The sequence below is a fragment of the Pseudomonas sp. SL4(2022) genome (assembly GCF_026625725.1).
In the GTDB taxonomy this organism is placed as follows: Bacteria; Pseudomonadota; Gammaproteobacteria; order Pseudomonadales; family Pseudomonadaceae; genus Aquipseudomonas.
In genome coordinates this window covers 1,330,632-1,349,086 of the sequence record NZ_CP113060.1, presented here as the reverse complement: position 1 = coordinate 1,349,086, position 18,455 = coordinate 1,330,632, and the positions used below count along the sequence as shown (strand labels likewise).

9 protein-coding genes are annotated in these 18,455 nt (G+C 58.1%); 6 read left to right on the top strand and 3 right to left on the bottom strand.

The window, feature by feature from the left end:
- Positions 1-215: 215 nt before the first annotated feature.
- The 3 genes from OU997_RS06465 to glnA form a co-directional block, all read right to left on the bottom strand.
- Positions 216-833 (bottom strand): DUF4124 domain-containing protein, encoded by a 618-nt coding sequence (locus OU997_RS06465; RefSeq protein ID WP_108489277.1) that lies wholly within the window; start codon positions 831-833, stop codon positions 216-218.
- Between the two features lie 3 nt (positions 834-836).
- Positions 837-1,400: a DUF4124 domain-containing protein gene (locus OU997_RS06460; protein WP_267809456.1), complete on the bottom strand. Its 564-nt coding sequence runs from the start codon at positions 1,398-1,400 to the stop codon at positions 837-839.
- Positions 1,401-1,574: 174 nt separating this feature from the next.
- Complete coding sequence (gene glnA, locus OU997_RS06455; RefSeq protein ID WP_108489275.1) at positions 1,575-2,981, bottom strand: glutamate--ammonia ligase; 1,407 nt, start codon at positions 2,979-2,981, stop codon at positions 1,575-1,577.
- A gap of 327 nt (positions 2,982-3,308) precedes the next feature.
- On the opposite strand from glnA, the gene thiI reads away from it, so the two are divergent.
- The 6 genes from thiI to OU997_RS06425 all read left to right on the top strand — a co-directional run bounded on the left by thiI (position 3,309) and on the right by OU997_RS06425 (position 18,360).
- The gene (gene thiI / locus OU997_RS06450) at positions 3,309-4,763 is read left to right on the top strand and encodes a tRNA uracil 4-sulfurtransferase ThiI (protein ID WP_108489341.1); all 1,455 of its coding nucleotides are present in this window, start codon (positions 3,309-3,311) and stop codon (positions 4,761-4,763) included.
- Positions 4,764-4,892: 129 nt separating this feature from the next.
- Positions 4,893-6,713, top strand: coding sequence for a translational GTPase TypA (typA, locus tag OU997_RS06445; RefSeq protein ID WP_108489274.1), 1,821 nt, complete (start codon positions 4,893-4,895; stop codon positions 6,711-6,713).
- 370 nt (positions 6,714-7,083) lie between these two features.
- Positions 7,084-8,739, top strand: a complete 1,656-nt coding sequence (locus tag OU997_RS06440) for a ShlB/FhaC/HecB family hemolysin secretion/activation protein (RefSeq protein ID WP_256583098.1) — start codon at positions 7,084-7,086, stop codon at positions 8,737-8,739.
- A 45-nt stretch (positions 8,740-8,784) separates the two neighbouring features.
- Positions 8,785-17,022: a hemagglutinin repeat-containing protein gene (locus OU997_RS06435; RefSeq protein WP_267809455.1), complete on the top strand. Its 8,238-nt coding sequence runs from the start codon at positions 8,785-8,787 to the stop codon at positions 17,020-17,022.
- A gap of 6 nt (positions 17,023-17,028) precedes the next feature.
- A complete protein-coding gene (locus OU997_RS06430; RefSeq protein WP_267809454.1) occupies positions 17,029-17,553 on the top strand; it encodes a hypothetical protein in 525 nt (174 codons plus the stop codon).
- A gap of 105 nt (positions 17,554-17,658) precedes the next feature.
- Positions 17,659-18,360 carry a transposase gene (locus OU997_RS06425; protein ID WP_267809453.1) on the top strand — a complete coding sequence of 234 codons (702 nt, stop codon included), beginning with the start codon at positions 17,659-17,661 and terminating at the stop codon, positions 18,358-18,360.
- Positions 18,361-18,455 lie beyond the last annotated feature (95 nt).

Genomic DNA, 18,455 nt, shown 5'->3' with positions numbered 1-18,455 from the left:
GGCTCCAGCAGTGTGGCTGGAAAATGCAAGAAGCAAACCAAAGCCCCGAAAAGAAGCGTGTTTGGCTGTGGAATGCGGCGAATTGGCGACTATTCAGCGCAATTGGGCGCTGCGGTGCGACCCAAAACAGGGAGAGTATAGAAACGCAGCACGCCTGAATGCACCTTGTTGGTGCGCCAGGGTCTGTTGCCGTTTCGTCGCGAGTCGCGTTGCTATCAGAGGAAGGGCACGAAAGGGATGTCTTTTTTCTCTGGCGGCTTGTCCTTCAGTGGACACTCAGGACGCACGCCATAGTCGGCCTTCTTGCAGGGGGTGACCATGCGTTTCTGCGCCAGGGAAATGCGCAGCATGTGAAAGGGCTGACTGGGCGTACGTTCGATGATGCGGCCTTGCGCATCAATGATTTCGACCGCCAGTTGATGGGTGCCGCGGTCGATATTCTCCAGCGGAAACACCGGGCTGCTGCCCACTTCGCCTACCTGTTCGCCGTCCAGCAGCAGGCGGTAGCTGTGCTGCGGGTGGAGGTCGGGCTCGCTGTTGACGCTGACGATCAGGTTGCCGGCAGCATCCCGGATGGTGGCATCCGGCTGGGGTACCAGAATGCGCAGCAGGTTGTAGCGCAGCGCCGGTTCGGGCGGGGCCGCGATAACCGGTGCCGCCGACGCCGGTTGGGCGGGCATGGCGTTGCTGGGCACCAGTTCGACGCGCTCGGCATTGCCGGACTTGGGTTTGTCGGTAAACACCCGGTTACCGTCGGCATCAATGTAGGTATAGACCTGCGCCAGAGTAGGCAGGGCGAGCAGTAGCAGGCCGCATAACAGCAGAGTTCGCATAGGTCAGGTGGCTGGCTTTGGTGTGGGTTTTGGCGGTGGTGGTCGCAGGGCCGGGCTGCTGGTATTCACCCGCTGCACGGTGAAGGTCACCGTGGCGCTCTGCTGGATTGGCTTGCCTGCACTCAGTACCTCCACCGCCAGGCTGTGTTCACCGCGGTCGGCATTGTTCACCTGCAGGCGTGGTGCATTGCTGAGTTGGCCATGAGGTTTGCCGTCCAGCAGCAAACGCAGTAGATGGTTGCTGGCCAGACGTGGCTCGATCGCTACGCCGACGCTGAAGGTGCCGTTGTTGGCGCGCAGCGCTTCCTCACTGGGCAGGTCGGTGAGTTGCAGGGTGCTATAGGGCACTGCGGCGGTACCGCTGTCGCTCGGTGTGCTGGGCGCTGGGGCGGGGGGTACCGCCAGGGTTACGCTGTTGGTTTTGGGCAGTTCGACATTCTGCGTTGCCTGGCCTTCCGGCGGTTGGTCAGTGAAGACCGTATTGCCGTTGGCGTCGGTGTATTTGTAGATCTGTGCACTGGCCGGCAAGGCCAGGCTCAGCAGCAGGCAGATAAGTAGAGGGCGCATGCCTGACTCTCCCGGGTAATGTGCCCTAAGCCTTGCACTGGTGAGGCGCTCTGGCAAGCACGCAAATGGCTGAGCGTGTACCAGCGCAGAAAACTACGGCGCGAAAGGTGGTTTGTGCGCGGCGCCAAACGCAAAAAGGCCACCCGAAGGTGGCCTCTTGTGTTGCGTGCCGGATTAGACGCTGTAGTACAGGTCGTATTCCAGCGGGTGTACGAAGGTACGTACTTTGATTTCTTCTTCGGACTTCAGCTCGATGTAGGCATCGATGAAGTCGTCGGAGAACACGCCGCCTTTGGTCAGGAACGCACGGCCTTTGTCCAGCTCTTCCAGGGCCTCCTTCAGGCTGCCGCACACTTGTGGGATCAGCTTGCCTTCTTCGGGTGGCAGGTCGTACAGGTTCTTGTCGGCCGCATCGCCAGGGTGGATCTTGTTCTGGATACCGTCGATACCGGCCATCAGCAGAGCCGCGAAGGCCAGGTACGGGTTGGCAGCCGGGTCCGGGAAGCGTGCTTCGATACGGCGGGCTTTCGGGCTGGACACGTACGGAATACGGATCGAGGCCGAACGGTTGCGCGCCGAGTAAGCCAGCATTACTGGAGCTTCGAAACCTGGGACCAGACGCTTGTAGGAGTTGGTCGACGGGTTGGTGAAGCCGTTCAGGGCTTTACCGTGCTTGATGATGCCGCCGATGAAGTACAGGGCGGTATCGGACAGGCCGGCATAGCCTTCGCCGGAGAAGGTGTTCTTGCCATCTTTGGAGATGGACATGTGCACGTGCATGCCCGAACCGTTGTCACCGTACAGTGGCTTCGGCATGAAGGTCGCGGTTTTGCCATAGGCATCAGCCACGTTGTGTACGCAGTACTTCAGGGTCTGAACTTCGTCAGCCTTGGCCACCAGGGTGTTGAACTTCACACCGATTTCGTTCTGGCCGGCAGTGGCCACTTCGTGGTGGTGAACTTCGATGACCAGGCCCATTTCTTCCATGGCATTACACATGGCAGTACGGATTTCGTGGTCGTGGTCGCACGGCGGAACTGGGAAGTAGCCACCTTTGACAGCTGGGCGGTGGCCCTTGTTGCCGCCTTCGATGTCAGCGTCGGTGTTCCAGGAGCCTTGTTCGGAGAAGATCTTGAACATGGAGCCGGAGATGTCGGACTTGAACTTCACTTCGTCGAAGATGAAGAACTCAGGCTCCGGGCCAACGAATACGGTGTCACCGATGCCGGTGGTTTTCAGGAATTCTTCCGCGCGCTTGGCGATCGAGCGTGGGTCACGATCGTAGCCTTGCATGGTGCTCGGCTCGATGATGTCGCAGACGATGATCAGGGTCGGCTCTTCGGTGAACGGATCCAGTACGGCGGTTTCGTCAACCGGCAGCAGGATCATGTCGGAAGCTTCGATGCCTTTCCAGCCGTGGATGGAGGAACCGTCGAACATTTTGCCGACTTCGAAGAACTCGTCGTCCAGCGCATCGCGTGCCGGCATGGTCACGTGGTGCTGTTTGCCCTTGGTGTCGGTGAAGCGCAGGTCAACCCACTTCACGTCGTGTTCTTTAATAAGTTGAATCGACTTCGACATGCTGTCCTCCAGGTGGATAAGGCTCGAATCGTGAGCCCTCAATAGTACGGTACGGCCGGCGGCATACTCCGCCAGGGCATCCTGCCTCACAAGGGAGCAAATTGCATGCCAGTGCACAGGAATGGGTGTAAGCCCTGAAACTCAGGGCTGGCGGGGGCTGCATAGCGCTGCTCGATAAATATTTGCACTGTTATGGTTCGCTATATTTATTGCGCGCACTTTAATGGTGCGCGTTTTGATTGGGTGAGGATTTTTGATCAAAGCTTGAGCAATTTCCGCTATAATCCGCGCCCCTGTTTTTTGGCCGTCTCGGCACGCAGCGTTTTCATGAAACTGATCGTTAAAGTCTTCCCGGAAATCACCATTAAAAGTCGGCCGGTGCGTAAGCACTTTATCCGGCAGCTGGCGAAGAATATTCGTTCGGTTTTGCGTGAGTTCGATCCACAGCTGCAGGTCAGCGGTGTGTGGGACAACCTGGAAGTCGAAACCCAGATCAGTGAACCGAAAACCCTGCAGGCGATGATCGAACGGCTGAGCTGCACCCCCGGCATCACCCACTTCCTGCAAGTCGATGAATACCCGCTGGGCGACTTCGATGACGTGTTGGCCAAGTGCAAGCTGCACTTTGCCGATCAGTTACCGGGCAAGATTTTTGCGGTGCGCTGCAAGCGCGCTGGCAAGCATGCCTTCAGCTCCATGGACATCGAGCGTTACGTCGGCAGCCAGTTGCGCCAACAGTGCGGCGCAGCGGGCATTTCGCTGAAAGACCCGGACGTGGTGGTGCGCATGGAAATCCGCGACCAACGCCTGTTCGTCATTCATCACCAGCACGAAGGTCTGGGCGGTTACCCGCTGGGCTCGCTGGAGCAAACGCTGGTGCTGATGAGCGGTGGTTTCGATTCCACCGTGGCGGCCTACCAGATGATGCGCCGTGGTCTGGTTACCCACTTCTGCTTCTTCAACCTCGGTGGCCGTGCCCACGAGTTGGGCGTGATGGAAGTGGCGCACTATTTGTGGGAGAAGTTCGGCAGCTCGCAGCGTGTGCTGTTTATCAGCGTGCCGTTCGAGGAAGTGCTGGGTGAAATTCTCGGCAAGGTCGACAACAGCCAGATGGGCGTGATCTTGAAACGCATGATGCTGCGCGCCGCCACGCGCATGGCCGAGCAGCTGCAGCTCAATGCGTTGGTCACGGGCGAGGCGATTTCCCAGGTATCCAGCCAGACCTTGCCGAATCTCTCGGTGATCGATTCGGCTACCGACATGCTGGTGCTGCGCCCGCTGATCGCCAGCCACAAGCAGGACATCATCGACACGGCCACGCAGATTGGCACGGCCGAATTTGCCAAACACATGCCGGAATACTGCGGCGTGATCTCGGTGAACCCGACCACGCGGGCGAAGAAAGACCGCATCGAACATGAAGAGCGCCAGGTGGACATGGCGGTCTTCGAGCGCGCCTTGACGCGTGCCACCTTGCTGCCGATCGACAAAGTCATCGACGAGCTGGGCAAGGACATCAAGGTCGAAGAAGTCAGCGAAGCCCTGGCCGGGCATGTCATCATCGACATCCGCCACCCGGATAATGCCGAAGAGCAGCCGCTGGAGCTGCCCGGTATCGAAGTACAAGCGTTGCCGTTCTATGCCCTGAACAGCCGCTTCAAGGAGCTGGATGCCGCGCGCCAATACCTGCTGTATTGCGACAAAGGCATCATGAGCCGTTTGCATGCCCACCACCTGCTCAGCGAGGGGCATGCCAATGTGCGCGTTTATCGTCCGACATAAAACGCCCGGGTTGAATGGCGGCAGTATTCGCCATCGCCCTCCCGACCAACGGGCCAGCTGATACCGCGTTTCTTAATACTCGCCGCCTAGACTAAGCGGCAAACCGAATCCTCTGATCGAGATACACACGTGATCGAAAATCTACGCAACATCGCCATCATTGCCCACGTTGACCATGGTAAGACCACCCTGGTAGACAAACTCCTGCGCCAGTCCGGCACCCTTGAGCGCAACGAGCTCAACGACGAGCGCGTGATGGACAGCAACGACCAGGAAAAAGAGCGCGGCATTACCATCCTGGCCAAAAACACCGCGATCCGTTGGGGCGAGTACCGCATCAACATCGTCGACACCCCCGGCCACGCCGACTTCGGCGGCGAAGTAGAGCGCGTGATGTCGATGGTTGACTCCGTGCTGCTGCTGGTTGACGCCCAGGATGGCCCGATGCCGCAAACCCGCTTCGTGACCAAGAAGGCTTTCGAAGCCGGCCTGCGTCCGATTGTGGTGATCAACAAGGTTGACCGTCCGGGCGCGCGTCCGGACTGGGTACTGGACCAGATTTTCGACCTGTTCGACAACCTCGGCGCCACCGAAGAGCAACTGGACTTCCAGGTCGTCTACGCCTCGGCCCTGAACGGCATTGCCGGTCTGGACCACACCGCCATGGCCGAAGACATGACCCCGCTGTACCAAGCCATCGTTGACCACGTGCCTGCGCCGCAGGTTGATGTCGACGGCCCGTTCCAGATGCAAATCTCGGCACTGGACTACAACAGCTTCCTCGGCATTATCGGCGTCGGCCGTATCGCCCGTGGCCGCGTCAAGCCGAACACCCCGGTGGTCGCCATCGACGCCGAAGGCAAAAAGCGCAACGGTCGTATCCTCAAACTGATGGGCCACCACGGTCTGCACCGTGTGGACGTTGAAGAGGCCACTGCCGGTGACATCGTCTGCGTCAGCGGCATGGATCAGCTGTTCATCTCCGACACCCTGTGCGACATCAACAACGTTGAAGCCATGAAACCGCTGACCGTTGATGAGCCGACCGTTTCCATGACCTTCCAGGTCAACGACTCGCCGTTCTGCGGTAAAGAAGGCAAGTTCGTCACCAGCCGCAACATCAAAGAGCGTCTGGACAAAGAGCTGCTGTACAACGTGGCCCTGCGTGTGGAGGAAGGCGACAGCGCCGACAAGTTCAAGGTTTCCGGCCGGGGTGAGCTGCACCTCTCGGTACTGATCGAAACCATGCGTCGCGAAGGCTTCGAAATGGGCGTTGGCCGTCCGGAAGTGATCATTCGTGAAGTGGGCGGCGTCAAGCAAGAGCCGTTCGAAAACGTCACCATCGACATCCCCGAAGAAGCTCAGGGCAAGGTCATGGAAGAAATGGGTCTGCGTAAAGGCGACCTGAGCAACATGGTGCCGGATGGCAAAGGCCGTGTGCGTCTTGAGTACAACATCCCGGCGCGCGGTCTGATTGGTTTCCGTAACCAGTTCCTGACCCTGACCAACGGTGCAGGCATCCTGACCTCGATCTTCGACCGCTACGACGCCATGAAGTCCGGCACCATGTCCGGTCGTCAGAATGGCGTACTGGTTTCGGTTGAAACCGGCAAAGCCCTGACCTACTCCCTGGAAACCCTGCAAGCGCGCGGCAAACTGTTCGTTGAGCACGGCCAGGAAATCTACAACGGTCAAATCGTCGGCCTGAACAGCCGCGACAACGACCTGGGCGTGAACCCTACCAAGGGCAAGAAGCTCGACAACATGCGCGCCTCGGGCAAAGACGAAACCATCGCCCTGGTACCGCCGGTTCGCTTCACCCTGGAGCAAGCGCTGGAGTTCATCCAGGACGACGAGCTGTGTGAAGTGACGCCGAAGTCGATCCGTCTGCGTAAGAAGATCCTCGACGAAGGCGAGCGCACCCGCGCTGCCAAGAAAGCCAAGAACTGATAACAGTTCTAGCTATCTGAAAAGCCCCCGCCGGCACGAGCCTGCGGGGGCTTTTTTATGCGGGGTTGCCTGGCAGCAGCATTGTCGGCTTGGGGTGTTTTCTGTACGTTGCGCGACAGCAACCGGTGGTCAGAAGTTCAGGGTGAGCGGCTGGTTCTGTGAGGCGGGTCACGCGCTTTTGAGATGATGGCAACTCGCCATGTGTTTTAATGCGCGCCGCATTTTTCTCTGTTAATCCGCTATTCAAAGGATTGAAGGCATGTCCCTTCGTAGTAACCCTTTATGGCCTGCCATTCTTGGCGGCCACCCTGCGTGCCGTCGCTGCGCGACGTTAAAAATGGTTCCCGGCCATTTTTTGGCCGTCTGGCTGATGTGTTCCCTTATTCCCGCGGTATCGCTGGCGCAAACGCCAGGTGATCGTGACCTTATCCGCGAACGTCAGGAGCGTCTGCTGCAAGAGCAGCAGCGGCGTCTGGATGAGTTGCGTCAGTTGCCAGGGAAGGTTGATCAGCTCCCCGCGCAACCAGCAACAGACGATGAGCGCTGCTTTGCCATTGAGCAGATCAATCTGGTCGGAGCCACCCTGCTGAGTGCGGCGGATCAAGCCAGTATCCTCAAGCCCTACAGCGGCCAATGCTTAGGCGTTGGTCAGCTCAATCAGCTGCTCAAGGACATCACCAATCACTATCTCGGTCGTGGTTATGTCACCACGCGTGCCTACCTGCCGCAGCAAGACCTGGCCAGCGGTACGCTGCAGGTCACGGTGGTCGAGGGCCAACTGGAAGGCTTGAACAGCTCGGAGCTGGCCTCGGATCGCGAGCTGGCCATGAGCTTTCCCGGTACGACCGAGCGCACGCTGAACCTGCGCGAGCTGGAGCAACTGGTCGAGCAGCTCAACCGTTTGCCGTCGCGTCAGGCGCAGCTTGAGTTGGTGCCCGGTGAGCAGGTCGGTGGCAGCCGCGTGCAGCTGCAAGGTCAGCGCAGCAAGCCGTGGCGCGTCAGCCTGGCGCGGCACAACGATGGCCAGTTGAGTACCGGTGAGCAGCAGTGGGGGCTGGGCCTGGATTGGGACAGCCCACTGGGCCTGGCCGATCAGTTGAGCCTGCGTGCCGGCCGCGATGCAGTCAGCGACAGTTACCGCCATTCGCACAACCAGAGCCTCAACTACAGCCTGCCGTACGGCTGGTGGACCTTCAATTACAGCTACAGCCAGAGCTACTACCGCACCCTGAATGAGTCCAACGGCTTTGCCTTCGACACCGATGGCGAGAGCAAAACCCACGCCTTGCGCGGCGAACGTGTGCTGCACCGCGACAGCCTGAGCAAAACCGCCGCCAGCCTGGGCGTCAGCCACCTGCGCAGCAACAACTTTATCCTCGGCAACCTGATCGACGTGTCCAGTCAGCGTCTGTCGGAAGCGCAGTTGGGCTTTAACCATGGTCGCCGTATCGGCAGTGCCTTCATCAACGCCGACCTCGGCTGGCAACACGGTACCGGCGCATTCGATGCGCAGCGCAGTGGCAGCCCGCAAGGCGGCCAGCCGGTGGCGCGGTACAACAAATACAGCCTGACCTTGAGTTACCTGCAGCCGTTCCAGCTGTGGGGCGAGTCGTTCAGCTTCGACAGCCTGGCCAACGGCCAGCGCAGTGAAGACGTGCTGTTCAGCCCGCAACGCATCAGCGTCGGCGGTCTCAGCTCGGTGCGCGGTTTCAAGGAGCAATCGCTGTCCGGCGACAGCGGCGCCTATTGGCGCAACCAAGTGCGCTGGCGTAAGGCGGTGAGCTGGCAACCGCTGCAGCCCTTTGTCAGTGAGTACGGCGTGGCTTTCGCCTACGACATGGGCGTGATCAGCGGCGGGCGTTACAACCCGGACCAGCACGGTCGCCTCTCCGGCAATGCCATCGAGCTGAGTGCCCGTGGCCAGCACCTGGCCGCCTCGGTGACCTTCGCCCGTTCACTGGAACGCCCGGACGCCATCGAGCGTCAGGAGCATCCGGTGTACTTCCGGGTCGACCTGTTCTTCTGATTTTCCTGATTGCTGATTTATCGCCCTACGGGTTGGAGTTTTTACATGGACGTGCGTGCGCCGTTTTTCCAAAACATGGCCTGTGTCTTGATTGGGGTCATGTTCCTCAATCCGATCGTGACCACGGCAGCTGAACTGGCACTGGATGCCCAGGCCGGCAGCAATGCTGCGGTGACCCAGGCCGCCAATGGCGTGCCCATGGTCAATATCGCCACGCCCAATGGCAGCGGCCTGTCGCACAACAAATTCACTGACTTCAACGTCAGTCAGCAGGGGCTGATCCTCAACAACAGTGCTCAGGCAGTGGTGCAAACGCAGCTAGGCGGCTACGTGATGGGTAACCCAAACCTGGGCGGCCCCAATCTCACGGGTGGGGCGGCGAACGTCATCCTCAATGAGGTCAACGGCGGCAGCCCCAGCCAGCTCAGGGGCTACACCGAAGTGGCCGGCAAGTCCGCTGCGGTCATCGTCGCCAACCCCCATGGCATCAGCTGCGACGGCTGCGGCTTTATCAATACCCCGCGCGCGACCCTGACTACCGGCAAGCCGATTGTTGAGAACGGCAAGCTCGACCGTTTTGATGTCGAGGGCGGGCAGATCCGCATCGAAGGCGATGGCCTCAATGCGCGCAATGTCAGTCAGTTCGACCTGATCACCCGCAGTGCGCAGATCAACGCCGAGCTGCATGCCAACCAACTGAATGTGATTACCGGGCGTAACGACGTTGACGCCGCCAACCTCACGGCCACCGCCAAAGCCGATGATGGCAGCGCCAAACCGCAACTGGCCATCGACAGCTCAGCGCTGGGCGGCATGTACGCCGGGGCGATTCGCCTGGTCGGTACCGAAGCCGGTGTGGGCGTGAAACTGGCCGGTGATATGGCTGCCAGTGCCGGGGATATTCAGATTGATGCCAATGGCCAACTGAGCATGGCGCGCACCGCCGCCAGCCGCGACCTGCAGCTTAAGGCCGAGAATATCGAACTGAATGCCGACACCTTCGCCGGGCGCAATGCCGTGGTAGACGTCAGTGGCCAGACGCGGGTCAAAGAAAGCCTCGCCGCCACCCAGCAGCTCACCGTTAAAGGTGGCGAGCTGCTCAACCAAGGCGTGGTCGAGGCGGGTGTGCGTGCCGATGGCAGCCTGAACAACACGGCCACCCTGAGCCTGCAAACCCACACGGTGAAAAACCCCGGCACTATTACCTCCCACGGCAGCTTGAATGCCGATGTGCAAACGTTGGACAACCGCGCCGGCAAGCTGCTCAGCGCCGGTGATGCAACGCTCAAGGCGCAAACGCTGGAAAACAGCGCCGGGCGGATCGTTGCGCAGAAAAACCTCGAGCTGAGCGGTCACCAGCTGAACAACCAGAGCGGTGAAGTTCTGGCCAAGCAAGCGATCAAGGTCACGGCGGCCAACTTGGCTAACCAAAACGGCACCGTCTCTGCCAATGGCGCGATCACGGTCGAATTGACCGGGGCACTGGATAACACAAGTGGCCTGGTTGAGGCCGGTAGCACCCTCGTTGTCAGTGCCGACAGCCTGAGCAATAGCAATGGTGGGCTGCGTGCATTGGGCAATAGTGGCTCAAGCGTTTTTGCTATCGGCACTCTGTTCGATAACCACACGGGCAAAGTCGAAATCGGCAATTCCGCCTTACGACTGCATGCTGCCCGCTTCGAGCAGAGCAGTGCTGGTCGCTTGTTGGCACTCGGCTCGCTGGAGGCCAAGGGTGCTGATTGGCGTAACGAGGGTGAGGTCAATACTCAGGCTGCACGCCTGGAGCTGACAGGAAGCTACCGTGGGAATGGCAGCCTGCTCAGCGAGCAGGATCTATTCATTACGACTGATAGTTTGGAGCTGGGAAATGGCGCGCAGTTGCGTACCCGTGGCCAGGCACACCTGCAACTTTCTGGCGAGTTGCGCAGCCGTGGCATCATCACGGCCACCCAGGGCCTGACACTTGCGGCAAGTAAGGTGCATAACCTTGGCACACTAGGCTCCGCTGGGGCAGTACGTGTCGATACCCAGGCCTTGGCGAACGAGAACGGCCTGCTATTCAGCGGCGCGGACATGCAACTGCGTAGCAAGGCGTTGACCAACCGCTTTGGCGACATCTACAGCCTTGGCTCACTGGACTTCGCCCTGGACGACCAGCACCGCCGCGCCGAACTGCTGGAGAACATCTCCGGCACGATTGAAAGCGCCGCTGACATGCGTTTGGCGGTAGACAGCCTGGTCAACCGTAAAGACAAACTGGTTTTCCAGCAGCGATTGGTTTCAGGGCAAATTACCCTGACTTCCACCGACAACTGCAAAGGCAAACACTGTGAAGCCTCTTATTATGTAAACGAAACCTTCGGCCCGCATATTACCGAGGACTCGGCCAGCGCCAGCCTGACGGCCGGGGGGGCTCTGCGGTTCACGGGTGGCACCTTCGACAACCGCTACAGCAGCGTGTCAGCCGGCAACGATATCGTCATCAATACCGAGCGCTTCTCCAATACCGGGGTCGGTGGCGGTGAGCTGCGCTATGCCAGCTATCACGTCTACACCAAGAGTGACAGCGCCTACTGGACCTTCATCAACAACATGGGGGCCTACAACGCCTATAACGACCCCGCCTCGGCTTCTTACAACCCCGGTTACCTGTCATTTTCCGGGATCGCCTTAGGGGCGCAAACCGGCGGCAGTGTGACGGCAACGAGTGGCGGCGTCGTGGCGCCTGCGGTTGTTCAGGCCGGTGGTAATGTCAATATTGTTGGCCTGCAGACTATCGAGAATGCGCTTGTCCGTGCGGGTGAAGCCACCCAGCCAGGCGTGAGTCGTGTTGCAGACACCCAGCTCGGGACTACCCCGCCTCCCACGCTGAATCAACAGTTACCGCCGGAGCTGGCCCAGCAAACCGTCGACCCTCTGGCTTTGCCTGGATTTAGCCTGCCGCAGGGGAACAATGGCCTGTTCAGCCTCAGCCAGAACCCTGAACATCCCTATCTCATTGAAACCAACCCGGCCTTTGCCAGCCTGAGTAGCTTTCTCAACTCGGGCTACCTGCTCAACGCCGTTGGTTACAACCCGGATCAAACCCAACGCCGCCTGGGCGATGGTTTGTATGAGCAGCGCCTGATCCAGCAAGCCATCGTCGCGCGTACCGGCAAGCGCTTCCTCGCGGGTTTGAACTCGAACGAAGCGCAGTTCAAGTACCTGATGGACAACGCCATCGCCAGCAAACAAGCGCTGAACCTGGCCCCCGGTATCGCCCTGACGGCCGAACAGGTGGCGGCCCTGACCCATGACATCGTCTGGATGCAAGAGCAGGTCGTGAATGGCCAGAAGGTTCTGGTGCCGGTGTTGTATATGGCCCAGGCCAATGACCGTCTGGCTCCCACGGGCGCCCTGATTCAAGGGCAAGATGTCGCCTTGATCAGCGGCGGCAACCTGAACAATAGCGGCACCCTGCGCGCCAGTAAGAACCTCAGCGTGACGGCCAACAACATCGGCAATAACGGCCTGATACAAGCGGGCGAGCGCCTGAGCCTGCTGGCCACCGACAGCATCCGCAATGCACAGGGCGGCATCATCAATGGCAAGAACGTCACCCTGGTTACCGAACAGGGCGACATCCGCAACGAACGCAGCATTGGCACCAGTGCGGGCCGTGACGGTGGTTTCAGTTGGAGCCAGAGCGTGGCGGACAACGCTGCCCGTATCGAAGCCGGCAATAACCTGACCCTCTCCGCCGGTCGCGACCTGCGCAATATCGGTGGCGTGCTCCAGGCTGGCGGCGATGCTCAACTTCGGGCCGGTCGTGACCTGCTGATTACCGCCGCCACTGAAGTGGACACTACTCAGGCGCAATACAAGAAAGCCCGCACCTCCAGCCAGACCATCACCCAACATGGTAGCGAGGTGAATATTGGCGGCGATCTGACAGCCGAGGCTGGACAAGACCTGGAGGTGATCGCCAGCGAGGTTAAGGCCGGTGGGGATATCGACGTGTTGGCGGGTGGCGGCGTGCTGATCGGGGCGGCAGCTAACGAAAGTAGCAGTGAGTACCACTACAAGAGCAGTAAGAAAAAGATCCACAAGGAAGATGCTTCGGTACGCCAACAGGGCTCTGAGATAGAGGCAGGCGGTAATTTCACCAGCGTCTCAGGTAACGACACTATCCTTGTTGGCAGCCAGATCCATGCCGGTGAAGAGGCCTACCTCTACGCCCGCGGCAACATAGAGCTCGATGCTGCCCAGAACTCCGACTACAGCTATTTCTACAAGAAGAAAAAAGGCGGCATGTTCAGCAGCAGCAAGCTGCAGATGTCCGAGTCCTCCAATAGCCAGTCGGTCTCCTCCTACATCACGTCGGGAAGTGACCTGACGCTGCATGCCAATAAGGATATTGCCGCACGCGGAGCTCAGTTGATCAGCGATTCGGATATCTATCTGAATGCAGGTGGCGACGTTGTTCTGGATGCAGCACAGAACTCCAGTAGCCAGGCCAACGCCAAGGTCAAAAGCGGCCTGTTTTCCAGCAAGGCGAAAACCAGCAGCTCCGAGGCCTCGACTCTCACCGGTACCCGCCTGGACGGCCAAAACATCGTCATCGACGCCAGCGACGATATCGTACTGCGCGCAGCTGGCTTACGTGCTGACGACGCCATCATCCTGGATGCCGGGCGCGATATCTCCGTAGGCACTGCTGTGGCCTCGCAGCAGTCGAGCCAGGCCAGCAAGTCCAGCTCACTGAAGTGGCACATCTTTGACTCGCTCGCAACCAATGGGTCTTTGACGCTCGAGCAGAAATCCAAGGGTGCACAGTCATCTTCATCGCAGGAGGTTGGTAGCACGCTCAGCGGCGCCACCATTGACGTGACCAGCGGCCGCGATACCGCGATCCGGGGTAGCACCCTGGTTGCTGACAGCGATATCAACGTAGCGGCTGGGCGCAATCTGCTTATCACCAGTGGGGAAGCCAAGGATGACTCCCGTGCCCGCTCCAGCTCGAAGAAGTCCGGAGAAATTGGCGACTGGTGGCAGGGCGCAACGGGTGTGGTCAGCATCAAGCAAAGCAGCCAGAACAGTACGACTCAACAACTGGGCAGCCAGATCGCCTCGTTGGGTGGGGATGTCGAGCTGAAGGCTGGTGAAGCCTATCGCCAGCAGGCCAGCCAGGTCATCGCGCCGCAGGGCGATGTCTCTATCACCGCCAAGCGTGTCGATATTGAAGCGGGTTATGACCTGCTCAGTTCCAGCCAGAAGCAAAGCTCCAACCGTACCGCTGTTGGCGGCACCGTGAGTGTGCCGCTGATCGAAGCGGTCCAAGGTGCGCAGCGAATGATCAATGCAGCCGGTGATACCAAGGACACACGCCTGACCGCCCTGGCGGCCGCCAACACCGCGATGAGTGGTTACCAGGCTTATCAGAGTGCCCAGACCCTGGCGACCGGGGATTTCACGGGTGTCAAAATCAGCGTCAACCTGAGCAACAGCCAAAGCAAGAGTGGCGGTACCCAGTCTGGGCAGAACGTGGTTGCCAGCAGCGTCGCAGCTGGCCGGGACGTCAGCATCAAGGCAACCGGTGACGGTGACGCCAGTAATCTGAACGTGGTGGGTAGCACCATCGATGCGGGGCGCAATGTAGCGCTCGATGCGGATGGCAACATCAACCTCGTCTCGGCGCAAAACACCGCCAGCCAAGAGGGCAAGAACAGCAACAGCGGTTGGAGTGCCGGAGTCGGTTTCGGCGTGGGCCAGCAGAACGGCTTTACCCTCGAGCTGGCTGCCAATAAGGGCAAAGGCTCATCCGAAGGTGAAGCGATCACCCATGCCAATACGTTGGTGACTGCCGGCGAGAAAGTCGCTCTGAACAGTGGTGGCGACACTAACCTGAAAGGCGCAGTGGTCACCGCCAAGCAGGTTACTGCTGAGGTCGGTGGCGACTTGAATCTGGTCAGCCAGCAAGACATCGACGACTACAAATCCAAACAGCAAAACGCGGGCGTTGGGCTGAGCCTGTGCATCCCGCCTTTCTGTGCGGGCGTGTCCACGGTCTCCGGAAGTTTTAGCCAGCAGAAGATCAACAGTGAGTACGCAAGTGTCGGCCAGCAAACCGGTATCAAGGCGGGTGATGGCGGCTTCCAGATCAACGTTGGCGGCAATACGGATCTGCAAGGCGCCATTATCGCCAGCAATGACAAAGCCTTAGAGGATGGCAAGAACAGCCTGACGACTGCCACGCTGACGCATTCCGATATCGAGAACAAAGCCGAGTACAAGGGCAGCAGTATCAGCTTGAGTGGCAGCTATAGCACAGCTGCTCGTGACAAGGCCGGCAATGTAATCACGGACAAGGACGGAAAGCCTGTTCAGGAGGCCGCTGCGAATGCAGGCACACCAATCGCGCTAAGTGCCAGTGGTAAGGATAAGAGCACCACGCAGAGCGGTATCAGTGCTGGTGCCATCACCATCACCGATGCTGCCAAGCAGCAAGAGCTGACAGGGCAGACGGCTGAGCAGGCGGTGGCCGGCGTCAATCGCGATGTATCCAGCGATAGGGACGGCAGCAATACCCTCAAACCGATCTTTGATCGCAAGGAGATCGAAGCTGGCTTCGAGATTACTGAGCAGTTTGTGCGCAACGTGGGCACTTTGTTGGAGGCCAAGGCGCGGGAGGCTGATTCTAAAAAGGCATACGCCGAGAAAATCGAGGCTCAGGCAAACGACGTAAGTAATGGCCTCACTACTGAACAGCGGCTGAGCTTGCTAGGCCAGGCGCAGATACTCAGGGACGAAGCTAAATCCATCAATGACAACTGGGGGGCAGGTGGAACCTACAGGCAAATTGCGACGGCATTAACTGCTGCTGCAGGGGGCCAAGTCAATGCAGGCACCAGCCAGTTCGCGCAGAACATGGTGGTCAACTATCTCCAGCAACAGGGGGCCGGTTACATCGGTAAGTTGGTGGAAAATGGCTCGTTGACCGAGGGAAGCCCGCTGCATGCTGCACTGCATGCCATTGTCGGCTGTGGCGCAGCCGCTGCCAGTCAGCAGTCTTGTTCGGCCGGTGCAATGGGGGCTGCGGCTAGTAGCGTACTCACGGGGGTGTTCGCTGAAGCCCGTCCCGATGAAAGCAGCGAGCAACGTGAGGCCAAGCGTAATCTGCTTCTGAGCATCGTCACGGGTATCGCTGCGGCCACAGACCCTGATAGCGCCGCCACCGCTAATAATGCCGCCACCGCAAATGTTGACAACAACTGGTTGGCCACACAGCAGAAAGTTCAGCGTAATAAAGAGTTGGCCGAAGCGGAAACGCTAGCCGAGCAATTAAACATACATGCTAAATGGCTTAAAACATCGTTAGATCAGGATCTCTCTACGGGGGGAGGCATTGCCAAAGGCCTGAAGGACGGTTTGGCAGGCTCTGGACTCGATACGCTCAATACAGTGGCACGCTTCTCTGCATTCCCCGGTGAAAGTCTTGATGAGATATCCGAGGTGATCAGCGCTCCAGCAATTAAACAGTTGCTGGGGGCAAAGTATGACGAGATGCAGCAGTCCATCGAAAAAGCCAAGGTTGCGTTGGAAGTTGGTGGCCTGGATCATGCCGAACAGTTGGGCATGCAGATTGGACGCATTATCTCTGTAGCGATCACGCTGGTGGTTGCCGTCGAAGCCGATGCGGTAAAGGCGGCAGGGCAGGCAGCCAAATTTGGTGTTGCGGTTACCAAGGAGCAAGCTGGCGCACTGATGGCTGGCTCGAGTGGGAAACTGGCGGCTCAGCTGGCGACTATCGAGAAGTATGGGTTTGATGGGGATGTGCCGTTAGTACCTAAGGAGGTAGGTGGTCCAAAAGCGACAGGAGCTGTAGATGTTCCCGCCACTTCGTCTATTGCCCGAGATGGGCTGCGTAATGATCTTGCTGTGCAGGCAGGCATTCCAAGGAGCTTGGATAAGGTCTGGGGTTCATCAATAGATGATTTGGTTCAAGCGTATAAGATGGACGGCGCAAAGCTTGTGCCTAAACCTCCCAAGCCAGGCACTTCTGGCAATGCACAAGCATTTACAGTGGAAGGGCACCCAGCGATTAAGGAAGTCCAATACCACTCTGGCGGAGGTCGGCATGACGCGGAGTACTATAAGTTTACGTACAAAGATGGAACTGAAGTCAGAGTGATTGACTCGAGTGCAGGCTTCAAGCCAGGAACAATTACCAAGTATCAGCAGTATTATGATAAGCAGGGTAACCGCTTGAAGTATGAGGCTGGCCAGTGGAAAGCTTGGAGGTAGTGGTGCATGGCGATGTTAATTCCTAATCTTAGTGCAGTGCTTATTCCGGGTATAAGCGCGGCGGGGTTTTCTCTGGGTGAGGATTTTTCCAGTATTAAAGAAAAAATTGGAATCGTAGACTGGTATGAGTCTAATGCGTGCATTGATGAGGTTTTGATTAACAGTGCGGGATGGGTTGGAGTCAGGTCAAAAGTCGGTTCTGCCATCGGGCTTGACAAGACTGTTGAGTCATTCAGCTATCGCAATGATTTGGTTTCATTGGATTTTGGGGATGCCAAGAAACTATATAGAATTGTGGTTGGGAAAGGCTACCAAGGGAAATTCAAGTCGGTTATGCCTGGCGATGACCTACTGCTGCTTAGTGATTCTCATGAACTTGATTTCAATGACATGGATGACGATTTTTTAATAATTGAAAGTGGTAGATATATAGAGGGCATTAGCTTTATAACCGACTATAGAGCTTCATTGGAGCATGCGCCGATTCAGAAAATTGAATATATTTCAATACATGATTGGTCTTTTCGATAACTGTCCAAGCACACTATCCGACCCAGAGTTATAGAAAAAGGGGACAGATTTATTTTTTCGCCAGCTTTACTAGGCTTAAAGCTTCCACGGAAGGAGGAGGCAGATATGCCGAGAATGGGACGTGTTGTTTTACCGAACTACCCGCACCATGTTGTGCAGCGCGGCCATAATCGTCAGGTGGTGTTTGCCGCTGCAGAGGATTATCAGCGCTATCTCGGGGATTTGCGCGAACTCAAGGATGCGTTTGGCGTGAAGGTCTATGCCTATTGCCTGATGACCAACCACGTTCATCTGCTGCTGACGCCGGGCGACTCGGTTGCCGGCCTGGGACAGTTGATGAAGGCGCTGGCGGCGCGTGCGACGCGCTATCGCAATCGCTTGGAGGGTCGCTCCGGTACCCTGTGGGAAAGCCGTTACAAGTCCAGTGTGGTGCAGTCGGATGCCTATTTGCTTGCCTGTTGTCGTTACATCGAATTGAACCCTGTACGTGCTCGTATGGTGGCCGATGCGGCGGATTATCCATGGTCGAGTTATCGCGTTCGGTTTAGTGATGTGCCAGATGATCATTGGCTGGATGCTGACCCTTGTTTTTTGGCTTTGGGTAATACCGCCAATGAACGGCATCATCGATATGAGGCGTTTATACGCCAAGCGATTCCCGTTGATGAAATCAGATTAATCCGAGAGGCTTTGCAGCGTGGTCAGTTGACTGGTACCAGCCGTTTCGTCGACGAGGTAGAGCGTATTTTTGGCTTACGGATAGAGCAGCGAGGGCAAGGTCGGCCAAGAGTGGCACTGAGGGAATAGATGTTTCTGGTTTATATGGCGTGTTTTTATATCACTGTCGCATTTGTTTAACTTCCTTTTCGTTACTAATACGTATTGCGAAAGTGTGATTATCT